Here is a 21,396-nt window from a genome sequence, read left to right as displayed (position 1 = left end):
ATAATAAGGTACATTTGTGTTTCCCGCTTCTAAACTCAACCTTTGCAATACGAGTCTGTCCTAGTCAGCTCCAGCGTAAGAATGTAATCCGGCAATGATCAGGTTCACTCCAACCAGCGTAAACATGACGACCAAGAAGCCAAGAACTGCAAGCCATGCAGACTTCTGACCTTGCCAACCTCTGGATAAACGCAAATGCAGATACACACTATAATATAGCCATGTGATCAATGCCCACACCTCTTTGGGGTCCCAACCCCAAAAGCGACTCCAGGCAATCTGAGCCCAGATCATGGCAAAAATTAATGCTCCCAGCGTAAATATCGGAAAACCAATGGCAATCGCGCGGTAACTTATCTCATCCAGATCATCAGCATCGATTCCATCCATCATTGGCTGTAACGCTTGTCCAAGTGGTCTGCGTACAAGAAGTCGTACAATTCCATACAGGATCAGACCTACAATAAGTGACCAAACCACCGTATTCAGCTTACGCCCGGCATTTACGCCGTTCATCCAGGAAGGCGTCTCAAGTAAAGGTTTTTTCATGCCAAGAAACGGTGTCATGCTCTCCACTTCACTATTATATGGAGCAAAAATCGGAGGCATGCGATAATTCACTTTCTCTATTGTACTATTTTCCTGTACCTCCGTGTCAATGCTGACCGTTTTCTGTACAAAAACCGCCTCATAACCAGCTGCACGAAAGGCAAATACCGTCCCGATAAAACCGATAACGACGACGATCGTAACCAGGGTGAATTCAACCCATCCTCTTTGACGTCTTGAAGACTTGTCTTTACCACTGAAATCAACAGTACGGAGCAAATACATGAACCCTGCGGCAAAACCCACGGCGAAGAATGCTTCACCAAGTGCGGCCAACGTCACGTGAATTTTCAGCCAGATGGACTGAAGTGCCGGGATTAACGGCTGTACCTCCTGAGGAAATACAGCAGCGTAAGCCATTATAATGATGGTAAGTGGTAAGGCAAACAAACCCAGTAGTGACTTCCGATATATGGCGTATACAACGATAAATGCAACCATGATCATCATGGACAGAAAAGACATAAACTCGTACATGTTACTAACCGGGATATGCCCTGCCCCAGCCCATCGTGTTGCAAAAAATACAAGATGTGCTGCCAAAGCGACAGTCGAGGCAATGAAAGCTCGTTTACCCCAGCGATTCATATGGTCCAGAGGATCACGATTGCTCCATTTTTTGCCCATTACCGCAACACCATATAAAAAGAATGCGGCACAATAGAGAAAGAAAGCTACGATAAATGCGTCGCTGCTGAAATCCAATAAATTCATGCTTGGTTCCCCCCGTTATCCAACGACTTCTCTTCCACTTCCAAATTCATTTGTTTCAAAACAGCCGCGACTTCACGCCTGAAGCCAAACCAGTTTTTGTTGGTATGTCCACCCAAGGTAAGCTGTTGATCATCAAAACGAATCCAGATACGGCGATGATGCCAATAAAAACCCATGACCAGACCCAACATGACAATGCCGGCTCCTACCCACACAAAAGGCATTGCTTTATCCACGCGTATATTGAGATAACTTACGGATTGAATAATATCAACCTTGTCCATGCTGTCTACTTCCAACTGTAAAGGAATCTCTGTTCCAATCAGCTGTTGGTTAATTGCATCCTGCTGAAACCGTTGTTTATCAATCTGCTTCGCAAAATAAAGATACTGTATCCCCTCTTCTGGCAGATTCGGTCCCTTAATGAGAAAGAGAAAAGCAGGTGCATTAGGTGAAGGCGATTTTGATTTGGGCTGACCATTCTCATCCAATCCGAAGTCCATGAACTTTTCCTTTACGGTCAGTTCATAAGGACCCGCTTCAAATGTTTTTTGGGTGTCGACCATATCAATCTTAATCGCCCCATATACTTCACCCGTCTTTGTATTGACCAGATCAGGCGTTACAGACCGAATGGTGGGTGTTAGATCATAATCAAACTGATATGCCTTCAGACCGTTATAATTTAATGGATGATTCACACGTACATCATGTCTGGCTACCTCAGCTAACTGAGGTTTCTTCGAAAGATCCGAACAATCTGCTGTACACTCATACAAAACAACTTTTGTTTCGAACAGTTTTGGAACGGTCTTATTCAGGTTACGGAATTGCTCAGGTACTTCTTCCTCACTGTAAAATTCAACATTAAACTGTTCATTTTGCAGATACATCGACGTATTCGGGATCTTTTTGATCTCACCTTCCGGAAAAGCAACATGCTCATCCAGATTCAGGCCAGGTAGCCCTCGTGCGAGCACCGCCAGCAGAAATATAATGAGTCCAATATGGATGACATATGGGCCCCATCGACTGAATCGCTGTTTCTCGGCGAGTAATGCATCCCCCTGGGTGTGCACGCGGTATCCTTTCTTTTTCAACGGCGTAACCGCTTTCTTAATCCAGTCTTCTGGTGCCTCTTCGATGGTACCTTGGTACACCAGACGCTGTCTTGTCAAAAATTGCGTATGCTTACGTATTCTCTGTTTATTCAGTGCTTTGTAGAGCGGTAGGACGCGATCCAGACTGCATATCACCAATGAAGCCCCAATCAGCACCAGCAGTAGAATAAACCACCAGGATTCGTATGTATGGGATAAACCCAACAGATAATAGATATGACCCAACTGACCGTATGTTTCTTTGTAATACACGGAAGGATCAATATTCAAGAATGTACTTTCTTGCGGATAGATTGTACCAAGCATAGAACCTACAAGCGTAAAAACAATCATATAGACGGCAATTTTAACGGAAGAAAAAAAGTTCCATATGCGGTCAATGATGTTGGGATTACTACGCTGTGAACGGCGCGCCATGCCATCATAACGCATTTCCAGCACTTCATCCGATTTAGCTTCAGACTCCAGCAGCGGTTTCCCACATGCTTCACATAGTACAGTGCCTACCGGATTCTGGTGTCCGCACTCACATTTGGTATTTTGGAACACGAATAGACCTCCTATCAGGGCTGCTTCGCCAGTTGCGAAATTTGAGCGTCAAGTGTGTCCAAATCAAGTTGCCCGATATGAATGGTAGAGATTTTGCCCGTGTCGGATACAAAGAATGTCGTTGGCATCGGAGAGATCCCAAAATCACGAACCGAGTTTTTCTCACGGTCTAACATGATTGGAAACGTAACCCCAACCTGCCGTACAAAATTATCCACGGTCATCTGGTCTTCTCCAACATTAATTCCGACAAATTGTACTCCCTGGCCCTTCCATTTGTCAGCTTGCGCCTGAAGTGCAGGCATTTCTTTAACACAAGGTTCACACCAAGTGCCCCAGAAATTGATCACCATTGCTTTTCCTTTGTACTCATCAGACGTATGAACTTGACCATCCAGGCCCAGCAGTTCAAAAGAAGGAGACTTGTCCCCTTCCTTTGGCTTGCCATTCGAGCCGGATACCGATGTGGTAATCGCATATCCGCCCAACACCAGGATCAATAACAAAATGACGATTTGCACCGTTCTTCTTGATTTCCCCATGTGCTGCTCCCCTTTTAAGTGACTGTAGCATTCGCATCTTATTGGTCTAAGACAACTGTGAACATCCTATGAACAATTATAGCGAATTTCGTCACAAAACTGCGGCGGTTTTATGAAAATTATGTGTCCTCACATTACCTTTTTTTCATTTTTTTGGCTGGTTCTGATTGTGCGAGGGTAATCAGGTTGTTGACTTCCTCTTTGGTCAGATTACGTGTCAGACCACGTTTCAGGTTTTGTAGCAAAATACCACCAAACGAAATCCGTTTCAGACGGGTTACCGGATGGTTGATTGCCTCGAACATACGTCTAACCTGACGGTTACGTCCTTCATAGATCGTAATGGAAATGACCGACTCATTAGCGGCTGTATCCACATCTTTGTACTCTACCTCTGCAGGAGCAGTCATGCCGTCATCCAGCATAATGCCTGTCTTTAATTTCTCCAGAGCTGTACCATGCGGCACACCTTTAACCGTTGCATGATACGTTTTGGGTACGTGATGCTTCGGATGCGTCAGCAAATGTGCAAACTCACCATCATTGGTAAGGATCAATAAGCCCTCTGTGTCATAATCCAGACGACCCACAGGATATACGCGTTCCTTGACACCTTTCAGGTAGTCGGATACAATTTTCCGACCTTCCGGGTCAGATGCACTTGTGATTACACCTTTTGGCTTGTTCAACATCAAGTACACTTTTTTCTCACTGCGGATCGGTTTTCCATTAACCGTAATCATATCCTCTTCGGGGTTCGCTTTTGTACCCAGTTCGGTTACGACCTCCCCGTTAACTTCTACTTTGCCGGACAGGATTAGTTCCTCGCTCTTGCGGCGGGATGCAATGCCTGCCTGTGCGATAATTTTTTGTAATCTTTCCATGTTTGTCATGTCACCTCACACTAATGATACCCATCAAACAGGGAAATCACAAGGATAATCCAAGGATTTTGTAATCTGGCGACACGAATACGCATTTTAGGCTACCTTCCCCTTTGAGATTGACGCAAAAAAAGCCTGCCTATACACGACCTGTTAAACACAGATAGTGTAAAGATAAGCCTTTTCCTCAAATCATTTAACTGGAAACTTTGCCGGCAACTGCAACTTGTTTTTTGGCAGGTTTAGTACTCTCTTTAATGAAAGTCTGCAATGTTTTGGAAGTAATATAATAGGTACGTCCACCGTACACAAATGTCATCATACCAATTACCCGGTTGTTCTGATCCAGAACAGGGCCACCTGAATTACCTTGTGCCATGGATTTCACAATACTGCCGATTCCCTTTTTACCTGGAACGTCCGAAGCTTGGGAACTGAACACTCTGCTTTTGGCTATCGTATTGTAGGTTGAAGGAAAATCTTCATCCAGGATGACAAGATCACCAGCAGGATTTTTGGGGAATCCAATGGTATAGACAACCTGGTTATCCCTTGCGTTTGCAAATGTGACCGGTTGGGCGTCTATTTCCTTGTCCAACTTCAGCAGTGCCATGTCTGTGACCGGATCTGTCTTAATAATCTTTGCCTTTATAGGCTTACTAAGGGAACCCGGACTTGCAACAGTCAGTGTACCTTCATCACCATCAGACAGTTCTGCAAAACTCTGAACGACATGGTAATTCGTGAGCACTTCATCCTTCGAGATCAGTATCGAGGTACCAACATCATAATATACCATATCGGGTTCATCCTGCTTGACCAAACGTACATTCACGACTGGAAAAGAATCTGCCGTGACTGCCATTTGTGCACGCAGCTGTTTATCGAAGTAACCTGTAAAATGTATCGTCTGAACGGCTTGAGCTGCCGCCAGCCCCGTTGACCCTGCGAGCATTGCAATAGCAAGCACGCCTGTCATTCCGACACGGAGCATTCGTTTCCAACTCTTCTGCATGTCTCACTCTCCTCCGCTATTATTCTAGCATATCTAATATATCGGAAGGAAAGGAGATATCTTTTAACCAAAAACGAGCAAACAAATGGCGAGGGCAGCAATAAAACCAACGACATCGGAAAACAACCCTACTTTGAGTGCATATCGACCATTCCGTATGCCTACAGCCCCAAAATAGACAGTCAGCACATATAAAGTGGTGTCTGTACTTCCCTGAATCGTAGATGCCATACGTCCAATCATGGAGTCAGGGCCATGAGTTTTGATCAGATCGGTTGTAAACGCCAGAGAGCCTGTCCCCGTTAAAGGACGCAGTATTCCGAGTGGCAACACTTCGCCTGGAACACCCATCCAGGACACCAGCGGAGCAAACAGACTAATCACAAAATCCAGTGCACCCGAGGCACGAAATACGCTGATTGCGACCATCATGCCCACGAGATGCGGAATAATACTGATTGCAGTGGAGAAACCATCCTTGGCCCCATCAACAAAGGATTCGTAAACCGGGACCTTTTTGGTAAACGCATATAATGGAACAAACGCGATAATAACCGGGATGGCCCAGACGGAGATCCAGTTGATGAAGGTTAACAAAGGTGCTCATCCTTTCATGCCGGGATTGCCACTTTTCTGTATGCGCGGCGGTTTGTGTAAAGCCCTGTTTCGATACCAGCGATCGGCGATTATAGCTGCAAGTGTAGCGATAATGGTAGCCATCAATGTTGTTCCCACGATCTCTGTAGCATTGGCGGAATGATAGTTTAAGCGGATGGCGATCAGCGTTGTCGGAATAATGGTAATACTAGCCGTATTCAGAGCCAGTAAGGTGCACATGGCAGGAGAAGCGGTTTGTTTGTCCGGATTAAGCTCCTGCAGTTGTTGCATGGCTTTGATTCCCATCGGTGTAGCCGCATTTCCTAGCCCCAGCAGATTGGCACTCATATTGGAGAGAATATAACCCATCGCTGGATGATTTTTAGGCACATCGGGGAACAGGAAACCCACAACCGGACCGAGCAGCTTGGCAATACGAGCCAGTAGACCCGCATCTTCAGCCATTTTCATCATGCCCATCCAGAACACAAGCACACTAATCAGTCCAAAACAGACCGTGACTCCCGTTGCCGCCCCATCAAAAGCAGCTTGTGTGACCACTTCGATATTGCCGTTGACGGCTGCAAAAGCAAATCCGATTAAAATCATGAGCAGCCAAATTAGATTAATCATGGATGATATCCTCCCTTCAATGGCGATTTAGCTAAGGAGACAACAGGTGGCTTAACACGGCACGCCATGCAGCTGCCCAGGAAGAAACATCACCGATTCCACCCAGCGTTGCATCTTCTGTCTTCGGTTCAGGAGGAATATAACTGCCTTTGCGATACACGGGAATTGAGCCAACAAGTTTGCCGTCAAGCTGCATATCAATGCGACCTGCCAATCCGAACGAAGGATCTGTCGATTGTTCCTTGCCATCCGTTTCCGACTGTCCTCGATTTTCGTGTAGTATCAATTTCTTGGTCAATGAGCCTTGTTCACTCTTAGCCAGTGGATACCAAAATCCCCGGCCCGTAACGACATCTGTATTTTGCACAGGCTGTTCTTGCTTCGCGACCTCTACCAACGGGAAGTACTCAAACCCGAAATCAAGCATCCGTGCATGATCGTTCCAATCGTTTCCATCATTCAGCGTTACCGCAGCGAGCTGCTGTCCGTTGCGTGTAGCCGAGCTGACCAAACATCTGAAAGCTTTTTTTGTGTAGCCGGTTTTCACTCCATCCGCACCTTCATACATCCGCAGCATTTTATTTTTGTTGTGCCAAGAGTATTCCCAGCTTTCATTGGGGTTCGGTGCGGATTTGTCCTCCGTGGCTACGATGCGTTTGAACACCGGATTGTGCAATGCATATGCCGTTAATCGGGCCAAGTCATTGGCTGTAGAATAGTGACCTTCTGCATCCAGTCCATGAGGGTTCATAAAGCGGGAATGCGTCAGGCCGATTTGCTCCGCCTTTTTGTTCATTAACAGGACAAAGCCTTCTTCCGATCCACCGACATGTTCTGCGATCGCAGAGGCAGCGTCATTGCCTGAACGGAGCATTAGCCCGTACAACATGTTTTCAAGGGTCATCTCTTCACCTAACTTCAGATAGAGAGACGATCCTTCTTTGGCAAAAGCCGTGGGAGTCACTTTCACTTTCTCATCCAGCTTGCTGTGTTCGATCGCTACGATCGCCGTCATGATTTTGGTCAAGCTGGCAATTCGCAGTTCCTTATCCCCATCCTTGCTGTATAAGATCCGGCCTGATGTGACATCAATGAGAGCAGCGCTTTGCGCATGTGTAGACGGACCTTGAATCGTTGCCTGGGCTTGAGTAACCCCTATTGAAGACAGCAAGAAGACAGGGATAAGCATGCATGCAAGTACTTTCGTTATTTTTCGCATCAATTCATTCCTCCGGGTCACTTGGAATCTTGTACTATCTTATGTTCGGACAACTTAGAGTATGTCCCATAGGACGAAAACAGCAAAAATCCCTCACGCTTGGATGCGGGAGGGACGTTATGTATGAGACGTTATATAAGATATGAAGGGCTGAGGCAAAAATCATGCCTGATCCTTTTTATCCAGCATTTTAGCTACTTTTCGCATAATTCTAGAGACCCTCATCTGGCTAATGTCTTCCATATCTGCTGTCTGAGTTTGATTAAATCCTTCTACACGATGCTTCAGTACAGTCACTTCTTTCTCACTAAGCTTGCGCTTGACCGAATCAATAACCGCATCAACGTATAGCTTGTCTAGAATACCTTCTTCAATATTCTCCCCGCTATAGATGGTATCCATCAATGTCACGGATTGAGTTTGTTGATCATCAGCACCTACAGGCTCATCCAGGTACTTCACACCTTTACCCACCTGAAGTGCTTTGTTGATCTTATCTTCCTCCTCATCCAGCAGCAATGCGATTTCATGTGCTGGTGGCAGGTAGCCCATATCGTGCTCAAGTCGATTGATTCGGTTGATTAATTCCGTAGCTGTGCGAGTTGGACGAATAATGCTTGCACTATCTCTTAGAAAACATCTGATTTCTCTGACAATCGCAGTGACAGCAAACGAACTAAATTTCACGCCACGCCCCGTATCAAATGCCCTAATCGCTTTGATGAATCCCAGACGGCCCAGTTGGAGAATATCATCCTTCTCTACACAATGATTTTTAATAATCATTTCGGGCTTTCCAATATACTTATGAACGGAATGCCAAATCAGATTCTCATTGACCAAAATACAATCCCCTAGGAAATGCTCATCGAGCTTACAACGTTCAATATTTTCTACGTCATCCATTGTGTAATGCTTCTTATCTACCTGCAAATTCGTGCTAATATGTTCTGGAAATTTTCCCATTTGGATCTCCCTATGTAAAATTAATAAACGATACTTTAGTATTAAAACTCTATTGTTAACTGATGTTTATTGACCTTTTTTGATTATTCCAAGCATCTTTTTATGATGCTCCTTCACTTGATTGTAGTACCAGGGGCGAGCCTTTCCTTTATCTACATTGCCCTCCCCCTGATTGTACGCAATGGTTGCCTTACGAAGATTTCCGTCGTACTTATCCATAAGATATTCCAAGTATATAATGCTTGTCCTGATATTCGTTTCAGGCTGATGTAGCTCCTCTTTGCTCACTCCAAACGATTTCGCTGTGCTAGGAAGAATCTGAAGTAAACCAATCGCTCCATGAGATGATACACTTTTCTCTAACATCCGGCTCTCTTGCCACATCATAGCCAGAATCCAGACGGAATCGATATCCGTATCCTTCGAATATTGAACTACCCACCTCACATACTTCAGCAGCTTTGCCCGGCTCACTGTTTTCTCATGGTGGAGTTCTATGTACTGCTCAAGCATATCAGTCATTTGTATGTGCGCAGGAGCAACCGATTTAACTTGTTTCTGTTTTTTTTGTTGTTTTTGTTGTTTTTGTTGCTTCGTTGGCTTTACTTGCTTTATCTGCTCTTCTTGTGTTACTTCCTTTAATCTCTTGGAGTCAAGCGCTTCTTCGCCGATCGGTTTGTAATTTCCTAATGCTGATAAACTCCCATATTGCGAAGCTAATATTACAACAGCAATAACAATACCTATTACTCTTTCTAAAGTGAGCAACAGATTCGCCCACCTCCTTACTGAAAGCCTCTATATTATAGAAGGAAATAATCTCATACATAAGTTAGGATTGGTCTTGTTCACTTGGCTGATATACAATGATTGCTGCAAATTCCAATGTGTTACTGGATGGTTCAACGGTGGAGGTAAACTCCAGTCCGGTAACGAAAGTGTGTGGTTTGGATAACATCCATGCGTTGATTAATTCTTCCACACCTGCAGCGCTAGCGGACACAAACGTTTTTACTGCTAAATCCGAGGCGTAGTTTAACACCTTCATTGCTCTTCACCAGATGAGTCTTGTTCCTCTTCCTTTTTCTTTTCAATGAGTTGATTAAACTCCTCTTCGGTCAGTTCATGAATCTCCAATTCATAAGCACTTGTCAGAATGTACCCCATACCATCCGTTAAATGAACGTTATAAAATGTTTGTAGTTCTTCATGGAAGGTACCCTCTTCGTAGTTGAATCCAATAACGGCTTTTTCGTAACCAGCTACACTACCAGCAAACCATACGTTGGCTTTCGTTGTTGCGCCGGTTGGCGTCTGGATTTCATGCATATTGGTCGGCGCGTGGATATACTTTCCAATCATACTGGCTACGATTTCTTCCGTTAATTTATCTTCTTTTGCTTTGATCACATGTGTCATTGAATTATTCCTCCATTAGTTAAAGTCTCGCGAATATTCTTGCCCTTACATTCTCTATACGTGTTATCGGAGCAGCAGTTAAATTGGAGCCGCAGATGAAGTATTGGTTCCGCTGCTTAGGACCATATAGTTCGTCCGCATATGGTGTACAGCCACGTCCAGATCAGCCACTCGTTTGGAGACAAAGTCTTCGATGACAGGCTCCAATGGCCTGAAACCCACAACCAAGATCGGCTTTTTATGTATATAAGCATGATGCATGATCACAATATCAGTAGAGGTCAAATGATCCATATCCAGATTAACCAAGACGGCATCAGCCTGTACCACTACTTTCTCAATGATCAAGGCATACTCCCTGTTGCTTAAATCAGAAGCTGTCGAAGAATCATGACTTGCCCAAGCGATATCCGAATACCCCTCTAGACGTTCCACAGAAAATCCTAAAACCACCACACTAAGCATCTTGTTCCGCCTTTCTTTCTGTACTAATCACTCTATACGACATAAAAAAGCACCCAGTTAAGGGTGCTCTCTCTGTTCTATGTAGGTTACTGATCTATCTTCATCAAACTTAGGCTATTAATTGCCACTTATGACTACAATGCTTCGTATTTCTCACGAATCGCTTTCCATAACTGGGATATACGTGCCTTGGATACACCTAGCATTCCTGCAATCTCTACAAATTCATACCCCGAAGTCCGAAGCTTAAAGATTTGTTTCTCACGTTCGTTCAGCCTCATATTTTCCATAATATCTGTTACAAACTCAAAATTCTCATAAGCAAACCCAGCATGACCAAGTGCTAATGCGATATCTGAGCCTTCCGATTCATCGCCACCACCCTGATCCGTACACATGATCTGTACAGCGTTAACCACACTGAGATTTTTCTCAGACATGCACTTGCGGTACATGTCCTTGATTTTATTTTCGATAAGATGATCAACAAACGTCGACATTTTGGCTTTTTCTGCATCATACTTGTCCAGGGAGTTAACTAATTTGATCATAATCTCCTGGGTCACATCTTCTTTCTCCATCCCGGCAAACGTTTTACCTCTAAGCTTGTGACGACACTTCTCCTGAGCTTTATTCAGGAACATGTCTATATCCCCAATCTCAAATAAATCATCAAAACCCATAGCAGTTGTAGCAGACATTATACATTTCCCCCATTAACTATTTAATTATTAGTAGTTCGTATTCTTTTTTCACAATCTAGTCGCTATCCAGCATGATCTTACTCTATATTCCCGCTATTGCTCCAAAAATCTCATATACCTTATGTAGTCTTATTTACACAGAATTGAAGCTAATAAGCCTAATTACATACAAACGATCAAGAAATCTCCCTTTGATCCGCCTCCCTATTCCCATCCTATTACATTCAGAATAACAAATACGAACTAATGTTCGCAACATTTATTTATTTCGTTCGCTTATATGCCTTTTACTGACTATATACGAAGTATACGGTGAAAGGTAAAGCAGCATTTTTTACAAACAAAAAGACCAACACAGAGCGCACCACTGGAAAATACCAAAATGGTGGAATGTGTCGGTCTTGGTCTGACATCTATTTCGTCCCAATTACCGAAGATATGGCCTTCAAGTTCTTTAACAAGGTTATAGGCTTCGTCAAGATTATTAATCTATTCGATCGCCATAAGGGTAGTATAAGGAAATATGTAGGATATTGTCAACAACAAAAATTAGTTCCTAAGAACCTGTCCAGTATTCAAACGTTAGTTCATAGGTCTTAAGGCATCTTAATCTCATCATTTTTCAGCAGCACTTCAACATCCTTGTTCATCTTGAAGACTGTAATCTGCTCTGCAAAATCATGGCCAAAAAATGTTGTTTCGATGTCTTCGATCTTCAGACCCATGTTGATATAGGAGAAAACGGGGTTGAAATCTTCTCTCATCATATGTGCTAGCTTCATCTTGTATTCGGCGAAAATTTGACTTGAGTGTGATTGCATATGTTCCAGCATGAACGCTTCAGGCTTGGTGAATTTTGCTGTAAACTTTAAGATGATAAAATGATTCATGATAGAGACTCTGGTATCTACCGGCCCGCGCTCAGTAAAATCTTTTCTTATTCTGGATGCCAACTTTGCGAGCTCTCTTTCCAAGTCTTTTATCTCAATGTCCCATCCCTCCTTGCCAATCATCCTGACCCCTTCTACTGCCCCTGAACATATGAATTCAACCTAGTTTAATCAAAACTGCTTGTACAAGACAAGTTTCAATGGATGCATTAAATCAAGTCACTATCAACTTTTCATGAAAAAGGAATAGACCCCAGAACTAGGCTTGGGGTATATCACTTTATTAACTATATTTTATAATTATTCAAATAAATTAGCAGTTAGTGCTGAAAAGCTAACATTAGTTAGCTTATACGCTTAATTTATCATTTCATTGGTGAGCTCTATTTTGAGCAGGCTAAACGCAACCAGGTTCAAAACGACATTGGCACCATAGTCTCTTTCGATCAAATCGAACGCTTCTTCCGTTGCTCCAACCAGATCCTCCTTATCGGAGGTCATCTCGGTAGTGACAATTTCCTCATCATTCAGTGCAAAGGTCAGCCTGTACAGCATCTGTATTCCCCTCCTTAGAGGTCAATTCAATATTTCGCACATCGGTAAGATCAATGATATGAACCACATCGTCTGTATCTTCCAACGTGATCGATTTTCCCTCGTTCTTGTGTTTGGTGAATAGTCGGCGATATTCTTGCTTAACCTCATCCGCAGTTAACGGGATTTCGCGTACGACCTTATCCGAATCTTTCTCTTTCTGTTGTAATCTAGGATTATCTTCTATCCAGTTCACCGTCTTTTTCTTCCCACTTCCCTTGAAATAGAAATGAGCAGTAAGTTCAATATTCATCGTACACTACCTCCCGGAATAATTACGTTCTCATACTACTTTCTCTATACGTCTTGACCAGCTAAGTGTTAATACTAATCTTCATATGTAGATGTGGGTTTCACAAATTATTTCGTTGTTAAAAAGAAAAAAAGGACAGCATACGCTATCCTTCCGTATTAGTGTTTCTTAACCGCTATACGATTGCCGTATGAGTCATATATATATTGGAAGTTGGTTTGAACAGGTGTTGTTCCCAACCTGGTGATGGACTTGGTCACCAATCTTCCCTCATCATCATACTGATAGATGACATCAACCAAAGTAGGAAGCTGCACGAAGTCTAGACCATCGTATCGATAAATCTCACCAATGGAAGTGACCATGAAAGATTCATCCTGTGCATAACCTTCTGGAGAAGCTGGCATGGTCAGTACAGGTTCTCTGACAAGCTGCTCGGTGTAGTTGTCTGTAACGACTTGTCGAATAACTCTTCCCTGCATGTCAAAAGCAAAATATGTAACCACATCTGTATAATCTACCAAATCACTGATCGATTCCCACGGATCAATGACATTCAGGCGTTTTCGTTCACCCCAAGTCATGCTCACATGTGTTTCTCCATCCCTGATCATATCGGCACTGTGTGTGTCAGGATGTGTGTAATGATTGGCCTCACGCTCGATGTTGGACAATTTTTCACGTTCGTTCAGAGTCATGATAACGTTATGACTGCCATCTGTTAACATATCAGCACTGTGTGTATCCGGATGGCTATAGATCACCGTTTTGGTACCATTAAGATTAATCGTTCCATTCTCAGGATGGTTCGAAACTCGATCACCACCCACCTTTACATATTTCCCACCGCTGTATGTATAGGTCGTTGATTCATTTTGATTGCTTGAGTCTTGGCGTACCAGATATAATCTTCCTGCTTCTCCTACGGTTGGAAGTTCTGTTTTCAGTCTGACCGAGACCACGTTTCCTACTGACACTGCGTCCAGTCTGCCATCAAGTGAGGCATAAGAATCCCTGGCTTGTTTAACTTCACGTTCTACTTTGGCAGCTTTGCTGTATGAAACAATATCCATGTGATGGTCCCCCTCTCACCTTGTAGTCAAACCAACGACCTCAATATCGAAGTTGGCCACATCTGTACCCAGATTTTTTAACGACAAGTGAAGTGTTGAAGTCCCATCTACGTCCTCATATGGCAAATCGATCATATCGTAAATTCCTTCCAAAAAATTCCCCGTCGAGTATTGGGCATTGTTGAAATAGAGAACCTCTGGATGTGGACCCGCACTGTTCAAAACATGAACTTCCACATTCGTCTCTCTGGACGGAATGACCCTAATCGTTTTGATCATGAATCGAGGATGTTCCATGGGAATATCAATCATTGCCTTCGCCCCACCGCCAACATACTCTACTCTTTGGGCAAACGATACCGGCAATAGCACTTTTCTCATCTCCTCCATCAGTTTCCATGTCCTGTTCAAGAGTCTTCCCTCCTTCTAGGAATATGCGTATCCGGATACCGTCGTGGACGAAGATGACTATCAGATGTGTCGCCACTTCCGGTGTAGGACCAATCCCCCCACGTTTTCCCCACTAACCCAGCCTGCTGGACAGGAATCTTGACCTTAATACACCAATCGAGCCCCGCATAATTTTGTTTCACTTTGAGGCCACTTATGGTATCACGAATTAAACCTACTCCACTGGACTGGGTCAAAATTTTATGCTTGAGTATCATATTTTTTTCATTAGGAACTCCCACTCTGGTTCGTAGCCCATAAATATACTTATCCGTAACGTATCCAACCAATTGATCGTTATGGTTGTCCAGCATCCTCCATGTACCCCAACGGTAGATGTCAATTAATTCAGCCGTAGTGGATAACGTTCCTAATGAATAGACTATGTCCTTACCTTCAATGGTTAACGGAACAGCATCAAGATCGTATCCAATGCCATGAAAAACTGCCGCCTTACTCTGGGTATAGAGAGAACCGCTCTCGGCGGTCCCTACAACTTTCCCTTGATGTATAGCCATGTCCATCACCACCTTAATTCATCAGGACAGCAACCGTAGCTCCTGATAAGAAGCTCTGTCCACCAATCGACAGCGAGTATACCTTATATGTTTTGGTGCCCACTTTGATCTCATCTCCATGGGAAACTCCGGCAGAAGGTACCGCATAGATATCAATAAGCTCGCCTCTAGGGCCTTCCACACCATTACACATAATAACCGGAGCAAGATGATAAAGAGACGCCCACCCTGGATTAACAGGAAGCATGGCAGAGTAAGCATCATAAATGTTATTCACCATCTGTTTATCTTTATCACGCAACGTCCGGATACCATTATCCCCGTTGTAGCTGAGGCCAACACTCAAACTCGAGGAATCTGTCTCTGTGGCATATCTGTTCAGAATTCCGAAGTAACCCAGATTGGATATACCGGTGACCGAGTTCACATCCCCCTGCAAATAAATAATAATACGGTTTGGTTGAACTGAAACTTGGTAATCGATTAATAGATTCGTATCAACCGCACTCGTATGACATAGAAAGTCCTTTTTCACTTCAGCTCTGCCCAAAGGAATACTACCATCTGTTGCCATCACATCTTCAGCCACACTCACGGTCAATTTGTTTCCCGTAGTTTCCTTCGTGTTTCCAACCTCAAGTCTGAAGAACAGTTTATCTGAACCCGTTGTGCCCACCGATTTCAGCACGATCACACTCGCTGTCTCGTAAAAAATGGACCAGGGAGATCCCGCAATCGTTTTAAAACCTTGAACAATATTCGCGAATAATTCATTCATCTTAACTTTGCCTGTGAAATTAGCCATCCCTCATAAACACCTCCTATATTTGGAAAAGTAACGCTCTTTGCCCGCCACCAAGCAGTCTGGCACCATGGAAGAACTTCGGTCTTGAATACACAGGAGCCAGGTTCGAATTGTGGTAATAACGTCCATAGTCTGTATTCGGATAATCCTGATCTACCACATGAAACACGTAGTACTTGCCATCATTGCCAAGATCCAGGATCGATCCATCGGGGTGCTGCGCACTGTTTTTAAAAACAATGGAACGCATACCCTTGAATTCACCCCTAGCTCCTTCAGATGGATGATAGACCATGAAAGGCGTAACATAGTATCTTGAACCTACACCTGGAGAAGGAATGGACTCTGTCCCAAAATTGTACAGTGCGTACTCCGTTCCATTCCGTGAAGTCATCACGACACCTCTCGGTGTATCATATTGATCTGATATGTTGTTATCCGAAGCGGATAAAGGCATATGTGGGAAAACCCCATAAAATTTATTGGCAATCGCCGGGTCTTCTTGCTCTAATGGCTGGCATTTACCAAGGAATATTCGTACCGGGTAAGCTCTTTCCGGATAGTTCAGACTCTCTCCGTGGATAAACAGGATATCCTCATTCGTAATTACAGACCATTTATAGTTCACATTGTACTGTCCGTTATGACACAAAAAGGGAGTTTCCAACATGAATTTATCCGTGTCTACTGGCGGATTTACGAATAGATCTGGTGATGCCTCATTGCTTCCCAGGTTCTTCAGTCCCCAGCGAATGTTGACTCCTCTGGCGTGCGCCCATACACACATGGTAAAACGCATGGATGTATTTTTTTTATTGGTAAGCAGCGCATTTCCCCAGTTGGCGTAAGTTGTTTCGGCCGTATGTATGGTATCCCAGTAAGGATCGAGTGCATCTTTCAAAGTACTTACAAGTGTTGAAGCAAATAAACTAAGAGTGCTGGTAAACTCGTGTCTGCGAATCATGGTCATGCACTACACCTCCTTCTCGATCTCGAATAGCAGCACCCGTTGTCCGCCACCGAGAAGTAACGCTGAATCGAAGAAGTAGGGTTGTCCATTGTAGTAAGCTCCATTAGTTGCAAAAAATCCCTGATGAGTTGCCGGATGCTGCTGAACATTCACATGGAATACATAATAGCGCTCATCCCCCAGGTCAAGAATTGAACCATCCGGGTACATACTCGAATTTCTTAGTACGGCAGTACGTATACCGAAGAACTCTCCCCTTACTCCTTCCGTTCCATGCCAGACATAAAAAGGAGAGATAAAGTACCTTCCACCTAAACCCGGAGAAGGAACTTGAGAACTCGTTGAGAAATGATATAACGCATTACTTGTACCATTTCTTGATGTCCTCACGTAGCCTCTGCCTGTATTATGCTTCAATTCAACACCAGCAATATTCATACCAACTGGATAATGACCAAAAATTCCCACAAAGTCATTTGCCACAAGTGGATCTTCTTCCTCAAAAGGCTTCATTCTGCCAAGATATAATCTAACAGGATAGGCTGCATCGCCAATGTAATTTTGTGCCTCACCAAATAAATAGATGTAATTAAAATTAGTGAATAGAGTCCACTTCCAGTAAACATTAGGAGCATTAGATAAATTTGAATACGCTTCGTTAATGCAAGTATTCAGAGGAATTTCGGTTACAGCTCCTACATTGGTATAAAGATCAGGTTTCACAATCGAACCATTATTTCTCAAACCTGTTCTAAGCATATAACTCCTAGTGCAATCTCTGCTGTAATTGGGTGTATAAAACCTAGAAACATTCATACTAATTGTGAAGAACATACTTGGATCTTTTATATTTTGAGCCGTAAGAGTGCCCAGATTTGCATCACTCCTACTAGGATGAGTCCAACTCCTTGGAATTGAATATTCATTAGATGGTTCATAAGTCCAGTTCCAATGTATATCCCCATATAAATCTTGACTAACTGTTTTGTAAAGCTCAGCAATCAAATTGGAAGAATAAGAATAAAACTCATAACGACGCAGTGCACCTAACAAAATATTTTCAGCCAACTATCCCACCTCCTTAAGCACCAAATCGGATTTTCATTTCGTGAAAGATGTTCTCTTTAAGTACGGTTAACAAGACTGTTTTCACCATGTCACTTCTCTCTGTTATGAGATTCTCATGATAAGACTGCTCTTTATCCCCGGCTTCATCCTCTGACTCCACACCACTACTAGCAGCCTCATAAATTTCAGGTAACCCTTTTAGTGAAGGCAGAAACTTATGAGCCACATTATCAAACAGAATATTGCTTTCAAAAGCAAAGATCAGAATTTCAATTTCCTCTGTACTGAATGGCTCTAAATGATTGCCCACTAATTTATCCAAAATGGTATGTAGTGCAAACTTCACATCCTGCACGGTCATCGTCACGTCAAATCACAACCTTTCTGATTTTTACTTGTTTGATGTTACCGCTAGCATCGTATACAAATGCCTTCTGAACTCCCTGGCCGTCATAGATTAAGGTCTCAGTCTTAACGGTACCATCTGCATTGTAAGTAAACGATGTTTTCTTCAATAGCTGTGGGGTCAATTCTACTGAGAACACTTCTTCTGACTCAATGTCACCATTAGAGAAGTAGTTATATACGACATCCAGCTCAAGTGTACTTCCTTCAAGAAAGACAAGTCTCCTCCGGATGTCCGTGTCATCGAAGGTAGCACCTCCTTGAAGCACATAATACTCTGCACCATTGTTGATTTCGCGCAGTACTTTACCCGTAATGTCACGCTGATACTCAATGGACTTGATCTGCCCGTTACTCTCAGTAACCTCCTGTCGTTCCAGATTTCCATCCGGGCTATAGAAGTGCTCAATAATGCGGTTGATCCCTCCATCAATCTTCTCTGTATGTACTTTTCCATCTGGATAATAGGTATATTCGGTTACCGAAGTGGTGTTAATAATTGACCCACGACCAATGACCGTTACTCGTGCTTCCTTGGGCACATCAAAGGTAAACCGTATAAGCGTATCATTATATTCAATGTAATCGTCTCCTGCATCCATGCGTATTCCATCCAGAAATACCTCTGCGGAATTTGAACCAATCACATATCTGGGTACTTGAAAATCTCTAGTCGTCGACAACCTGCTGTTAGGAGCAGAAGTAAAATGGAATACGGATTGATGCTCCATAGTGCCTCGACTCTCAGCGAGTTCAAGGCGGCTCTGCATGTTGTCCAGTCTGTCCTTGAGAGCATCATAGACTACTCCGTTTTTATCTTCTCTTGAAACCACAACCTCTTCAGCAACTGCTTCCAATTGGGCTTCCATTGCTTTGATCACCGTATGATGTGTAGCCATTGTTGTGGTTTGCTCACCAACGGTTTTTTCCAGATCATCTACACGAATTCCCAATGCAGACATGTCATTTTCAATAGAACCCTTTGTTAAGAAATACCTGAAATCCAAAGCCGTGAGTGAAGTTGTTGGAGAAACTCCAACATCGAGTCCACCAATGATCATAGCATCCTTGGGCTCTTTTTGATCTGAACTGTAAGAGTACTGCCCATTTTCATGAAGAAAAATATAATATGTCGTATTGGCCACAATGTCTGGAATGCTGAATGTCTGGGTAAATTGATCTACAATAATCTTGTTGATACTGGCTCGTCCTGCATTAATCGTAACTTGAACACTGTTATTTGTATCTATGTACGTGGGGTTGGTAACACTGAGATCCTGAATGGGTTGCTTCGCAACAACTTCAATTGCTTTCTCCAACGTATCAAATCGATGATCTATGGATGCCTCTGCTCCACGTGCTTCTTTCATTTCCGTCTCAGCCAGGCTCAATCTCTTCTCATGGTCATCCTGACTTTTGGAAAGGGTGTTGACATCTGCTCTTACCGTCAGAATATCCTGCTGAACATCATCCAATCGTGAGCTGTTTGAAATAACCTTAGTCTCGACATCGCCAAGTCTTTGCTCATGATCTTTTACTGCATCTCGGCTATCGTGTGCAGATTCTTCTATCAGCGTGATTCGGTCGCCTAGACTGAGTGCAGACCCTCTGGCTTCTTCCAACTCTGCAAGATAGGAATCAATCTCATCATGCGTACGGACCCCAATATCACTCAATTCCTTATGACTCTTGGTGGATGATCGATGAGACTGGTTAATTCTTACTGACATTTGACCACCTCCATTCATGCCTTACATGATCTATACGTAATTACTCCAATTCGATTAAGTCATATGTATGTCGAATACATCTGTAGCGAAAATTTGACCTGGGAAGCATACCTGTCTTGAGATTCTTCCCTTTCCATTCGGAGCCAGAATGGATAGGACGCTCCTGGCAAAATAGTAAACGCGGTGATCGAGTAACTGAAGGACCCAGGAATGCCTTCAACATCAGGCGCAATCTGCACTTTATCCGTCCCGCTTGTGAGCGCAAAGGTTACATTTTTAAAGTCTCCTGATATCATGGGGTTCTTAGCAAACATTCGAACTTCTTGTGTAGCAGAACCACCTGCGGTTAAATAGCCTAGAAACCGATCCGTGTTAGGATAAAGAAGCACATCGAAATCTTCTCCTGTTTCAGGATTCGACTCTTTGTAATATAAATCTGGGGTAACCTCAAAATACATTAGGTCTCCCTTGTATACCTTTATAGAATCCATCGCCTGAAACCGATTTCCATCCGGAAGCCTAATCCCGAAATTGCCCTCAAACGGATATGGATATGGATCCATGTTAAAATGTACAACCGTTTCTTCAGATCGGCACACCCTGGACTCAAGCACAACCCCATTCTGATCGATTAGATCAACCACAGTTCCTTTGGTTAGATTGTCTACGGTAATAGATGTTCCTTTGTTAATTCGAATATACTGAACATGCATGGGGTGATCTCCTTCACCCTTCAGATAGAGACCAATCTTAGGGGCTCCCACCAGTTCTACAGAACCAATGATGTTCCAAATCACGCCATCATCCGACCAATACGCCGTATAATAGTTATAATCTCGAATCAAACGTATCCACGGGTAAGTCTTCAGCAAAGGCTTTGGCAAGGACATATCCAAAAACTCTTCAATCTCCATGTAATTATGTTCGTCTACAAAAACAATAACCCCACCGTAGCATCCCTCCGTATCGGGATTATAATTGTTCTTCACATCCATGACGAATTGCTTCATATCTGTCAGAGGTTTATAGAACATATACAGTGGATCTGGACCATGTTTGAGCACTAAACTCCCACTACCCGCTTCATAGCGAGTAGCATCGTTAGGGAGTATTTCCCATTTGGAATCCAGGTTGGAGCTTGCGAACGCATCCTCATATATCCTGCCTGACTCTTTCAATCTCGCAACACCCATACAGCTCCTC

Annotated in this window: 26 protein-coding genes; all 26 read right to left on the bottom strand. The window is 43.4% G+C overall.

Going from position 1 to position 21,396, the window contains the following annotated elements; all coding sequences use genetic code 11:
* Positions 1–60: 60 nt before the first annotated feature.
* The 26 genes from ccsA to QF049_RS03160 all read right to left on the bottom strand — a co-directional run bounded on the left by ccsA (position 61) and on the right by QF049_RS03160 (position 21,386).
* Positions 61–1,323, bottom strand: coding sequence for a cytochrome c biogenesis protein CcsA (ccsA, locus tag QF049_RS03285; protein WP_091018068.1), 1,263 nt, complete (start codon positions 1,321–1,323; stop codon positions 61–63).
* A complete protein-coding gene (gene resB / locus QF049_RS03280) occupies positions 1,320–2,993 on the bottom strand; it encodes a cytochrome c biogenesis protein ResB (protein ID WP_307534792.1) in 1,674 nt (557 codons plus the stop codon). The genes ccsA and resB overlap by 4 nt, the downstream gene beginning before the upstream one ends.
* 14 nt (positions 2,994–3,007) lie before the next feature.
* Entirely contained in the window at positions 3,008–3,535 is a 528-nt protein-coding gene (locus tag QF049_RS03275) for a redoxin family protein (protein ID WP_307534789.1), read from the bottom strand.
* A gap of 134 nt (positions 3,536–3,669) precedes the next feature.
* Complete coding sequence (locus QF049_RS03270) at positions 3,670–4,419, bottom strand: pseudouridine synthase (RefSeq protein ID WP_062835222.1); 750 nt, start codon at positions 4,417–4,419, stop codon at positions 3,670–3,672.
* Positions 4,420–4,615: 196 nt separating this feature from the next.
* Positions 4,616–5,434 (bottom strand): S1 family peptidase, encoded by an 819-nt coding sequence (locus QF049_RS03265; protein ID WP_307534786.1) that lies wholly within the window; start codon positions 5,432–5,434, stop codon positions 4,616–4,618.
* A gap of 63 nt (positions 5,435–5,497) precedes the next feature.
* On the bottom strand, positions 5,498–6,031 hold the full coding sequence (locus QF049_RS03260) for a spore maturation protein (protein WP_017687658.1): 534 nt from the start codon (positions 6,029–6,031) through the stop codon (positions 5,498–5,500).
* A 6-nt stretch (positions 6,032–6,037) separates the two neighbouring features.
* Positions 6,038–6,664 (bottom strand): nucleoside recognition domain-containing protein, encoded by a 627-nt coding sequence (locus QF049_RS03255; RefSeq protein WP_036672256.1) that lies wholly within the window; start codon positions 6,662–6,664, stop codon positions 6,038–6,040.
* 31 nt (positions 6,665–6,695) lie between these two features.
* The gene (locus QF049_RS03250; protein ID WP_307534784.1) at positions 6,696–7,883 is read right to left on the bottom strand and encodes a D-alanyl-D-alanine carboxypeptidase family protein; all 1,188 of its coding nucleotides are present in this window, start codon (positions 7,881–7,883) and stop codon (positions 6,696–6,698) included.
* A 162-nt stretch (positions 7,884–8,045) separates the two neighbouring features.
* Positions 8,046–8,849, bottom strand: coding sequence for a sigma-70 family RNA polymerase sigma factor (locus QF049_RS03245; protein ID WP_307534782.1), 804 nt, complete (start codon positions 8,847–8,849; stop codon positions 8,046–8,048).
* Positions 8,850–8,915: 66 nt separating this feature from the next.
* The gene (locus QF049_RS03240) at positions 8,916–9,617 is read right to left on the bottom strand and encodes a lytic transglycosylase domain-containing protein (protein WP_307534780.1); all 702 of its coding nucleotides are present in this window, start codon (positions 9,615–9,617) and stop codon (positions 8,916–8,918) included.
* Positions 9,618–9,681: 64 nt separating this feature from the next.
* Complete coding sequence (locus QF049_RS03235; protein ID WP_307534779.1) at positions 9,682–9,897, bottom strand: hypothetical protein; 216 nt, start codon at positions 9,895–9,897, stop codon at positions 9,682–9,684.
* Positions 9,894–10,268 (bottom strand): hypothetical protein, encoded by a 375-nt coding sequence (locus tag QF049_RS03230; RefSeq protein ID WP_307534777.1) that lies wholly within the window; start codon positions 10,266–10,268, stop codon positions 9,894–9,896. Before QF049_RS03230 ends, QF049_RS03235 begins: the two co-directional genes overlap by 4 nt.
* 78 nt (positions 10,269–10,346) lie before the next feature.
* Complete coding sequence (locus QF049_RS03225; RefSeq protein WP_307534775.1) at positions 10,347–10,703, bottom strand: hypothetical protein; 357 nt, start codon at positions 10,701–10,703, stop codon at positions 10,347–10,349.
* 164 nt (positions 10,704–10,867) lie between these two features.
* A complete protein-coding gene (locus tag QF049_RS03220; RefSeq protein ID WP_127550955.1) occupies positions 10,868–11,434 on the bottom strand; it encodes a sigma-70 family RNA polymerase sigma factor in 567 nt (188 codons plus the stop codon).
* A 599-nt stretch (positions 11,435–12,033) separates the two neighbouring features.
* Entirely contained in the window at positions 12,034–12,450 is a 417-nt protein-coding gene (locus QF049_RS03215; RefSeq protein ID WP_105599449.1) for a Na-translocating system protein MpsC family protein, read from the bottom strand.
* A gap of 234 nt (positions 12,451–12,684) precedes the next feature.
* Positions 12,685–12,882 (bottom strand): hypothetical protein, encoded by a 198-nt coding sequence (locus QF049_RS03210; protein ID WP_076251186.1) that lies wholly within the window; start codon positions 12,880–12,882, stop codon positions 12,685–12,687.
* A complete protein-coding gene (locus QF049_RS03205) occupies positions 12,851–13,174 on the bottom strand; it encodes a hypothetical protein (RefSeq protein WP_307410704.1) in 324 nt (107 codons plus the stop codon). Before QF049_RS03205 ends, QF049_RS03210 begins: the two co-directional genes overlap by 32 nt.
* 158 nt (positions 13,175–13,332) lie before the next feature.
* Positions 13,333–14,247 (bottom strand): hypothetical protein, encoded by a 915-nt coding sequence (locus tag QF049_RS03200; protein WP_307534770.1) that lies wholly within the window; start codon positions 14,245–14,247, stop codon positions 13,333–13,335.
* A gap of 15 nt (positions 14,248–14,262) precedes the next feature.
* Positions 14,263–14,658, bottom strand: a complete 396-nt coding sequence (locus tag QF049_RS03195; protein ID WP_307534769.1) for a hypothetical protein — start codon at positions 14,656–14,658, stop codon at positions 14,263–14,265.
* Positions 14,655–15,215 (bottom strand): hypothetical protein, encoded by a 561-nt coding sequence (locus tag QF049_RS03190; protein WP_307534768.1) that lies wholly within the window; start codon positions 15,213–15,215, stop codon positions 14,655–14,657. The genes QF049_RS03195 and QF049_RS03190 overlap by 4 nt, the downstream gene beginning before the upstream one ends.
* A 13-nt stretch (positions 15,216–15,228) precedes the next feature.
* Positions 15,229–16,020 (bottom strand): hypothetical protein, encoded by a 792-nt coding sequence (locus QF049_RS03185; RefSeq protein ID WP_307534766.1) that lies wholly within the window; start codon positions 16,018–16,020, stop codon positions 15,229–15,231.
* A gap of 16 nt (positions 16,021–16,036) precedes the next feature.
* Complete coding sequence (locus QF049_RS03180; protein WP_307534764.1) at positions 16,037–16,990, bottom strand: hypothetical protein; 954 nt, start codon at positions 16,988–16,990, stop codon at positions 16,037–16,039.
* 3 nt (positions 16,991–16,993) lie between these two features.
* Positions 16,994–18,058 carry a hypothetical protein gene (locus tag QF049_RS03175; RefSeq protein WP_143781244.1) on the bottom strand — a complete coding sequence of 355 codons (1,065 nt, stop codon included), beginning with the start codon at positions 18,056–18,058 and terminating at the stop codon, positions 16,994–16,996.
* 13 nt (positions 18,059–18,071) lie between these two features.
* The gene (locus QF049_RS03170) at positions 18,072–18,419 is read right to left on the bottom strand and encodes a hypothetical protein (protein WP_307534762.1); all 348 of its coding nucleotides are present in this window, start codon (positions 18,417–18,419) and stop codon (positions 18,072–18,074) included.
* Between the two features lie 7 nt (positions 18,420–18,426).
* Positions 18,427–20,193 (bottom strand): toxin-antitoxin system YwqK family antitoxin, encoded by a 1,767-nt coding sequence (locus QF049_RS03165; protein WP_307534760.1) that lies wholly within the window; start codon positions 20,191–20,193, stop codon positions 18,427–18,429.
* 59 nt (positions 20,194–20,252) lie between these two features.
* The gene (locus QF049_RS03160) at positions 20,253–21,386 is read right to left on the bottom strand and encodes an NUDIX hydrolase (RefSeq protein ID WP_307534758.1); all 1,134 of its coding nucleotides are present in this window, start codon (positions 21,384–21,386) and stop codon (positions 20,253–20,255) included.
* Between the last annotated feature and the right edge of the window lie 10 nt (positions 21,387–21,396).

It is taken from the genome of Paenibacillus sp. W4I10, from assembly GCF_030816325.1.
Lineage (GTDB): Bacteria > Bacillota > Bacilli > Paenibacillales > Paenibacillaceae > Paenibacillus > Paenibacillus amylolyticus_B.
Note: the sequence above shows the minus strand (reverse complement) of the source record. Positions and strands in the feature narration are given on the sequence as shown.

Bases quoted from the DNA above. Each gene is read 5' to 3' on its own strand.
- QF049_RS03270 (WP_062835222.1), bottom strand. From the start codon at position 4,419: ATGGAAAGATTACAAAAAATTATCGCACAGGCAGGCATTGCATCCCGC.
- QF049_RS03170 (WP_307534762.1), bottom strand. From the start codon at position 18,419: ATGACCGTGCAGGATGTGAAGTTTGCACTACATACCATTTTGGATAAA.
- QF049_RS03250 (WP_307534784.1), bottom strand. From the start codon at position 7,883: ATGCGAAAAATAACGAAAGTACTTGCATGCATGCTTATCCCTGTCTTC.
- QF049_RS03205 (WP_307410704.1), bottom strand. From the start codon at position 13,174: ATGAATATTGAACTTACTGCTCATTTCTATTTCAAGGGAAGTGGGAAG.
- QF049_RS03190 (WP_307534768.1), bottom strand. From the start codon at position 15,215: ATGGCTATACATCAAGGGAAAGTTGTAGGGACCGCCGAGAGCGGTTCT.
- QF049_RS03255 (WP_036672256.1), bottom strand. From the start codon at position 6,664: ATGATTAATCTAATTTGGCTGCTCATGATTTTAATCGGATTTGCTTTT.
- QF049_RS03275 (WP_307534789.1), bottom strand. From the start codon at position 3,535: ATGGGGAAATCAAGAAGAACGGTGCAAATCGTCATTTTGTTATTGATC.
- QF049_RS03185 (WP_307534766.1), bottom strand. From the start codon at position 16,020: ATGGCTAATTTCACAGGCAAAGTTAAGATGAATGAATTATTCGCGAAT.
- ccsA (WP_091018068.1), bottom strand. From the start codon at position 1,323: ATGAATTTATTGGATTTCAGCAGCGACGCATTTATCGTAGCTTTCTTT.
- QF049_RS03210 (WP_076251186.1), bottom strand. From the start codon at position 12,882: ATGCTGTACAGGCTGACCTTTGCACTGAATGATGAGGAAATTGTCACT.
- QF049_RS03230 (WP_307534777.1), bottom strand. From the start codon at position 10,268: ATGACACATGTGATCAAAGCAAAAGAAGATAAATTAACGGAAGAAATC.
- QF049_RS03235 (WP_307534779.1), bottom strand. From the start codon at position 9,897: ATGAAGGTGTTAAACTACGCCTCGGATTTAGCAGTAAAAACGTTTGTG.
- QF049_RS03180 (WP_307534764.1), bottom strand. From the start codon at position 16,990: ATGACCATGATTCGCAGACACGAGTTTACCAGCACTCTTAGTTTATTT.
- QF049_RS03160 (WP_307534758.1), bottom strand. From the start codon at position 21,386: ATGGGTGTTGCGAGATTGAAAGAGTCAGGCAGGATATATGAGGATGCG.
- QF049_RS03215 (WP_105599449.1), bottom strand. From the start codon at position 12,450: ATGATTGGCAAGGAGGGATGGGACATTGAGATAAAAGACTTGGAAAGA.
- QF049_RS03265 (WP_307534786.1), bottom strand. From the start codon at position 5,434: ATGCAGAAGAGTTGGAAACGAATGCTCCGTGTCGGAATGACAGGCGTG.
- QF049_RS03165 (WP_307534760.1), bottom strand. From the start codon at position 20,193: ATGTCAGTAAGAATTAACCAGTCTCATCGATCATCCACCAAGAGTCAT.
- QF049_RS03245 (WP_307534782.1), bottom strand. From the start codon at position 8,849: ATGGGAAAATTTCCAGAACATATTAGCACGAATTTGCAGGTAGATAAG.
- QF049_RS03220 (WP_127550955.1), bottom strand. From the start codon at position 11,434: ATGTCTGCTACAACTGCTATGGGTTTTGATGATTTATTTGAGATTGGG.
- QF049_RS03200 (WP_307534770.1), bottom strand. From the start codon at position 14,247: ATGGATATTGTTTCATACAGCAAAGCTGCCAAAGTAGAACGTGAAGTT.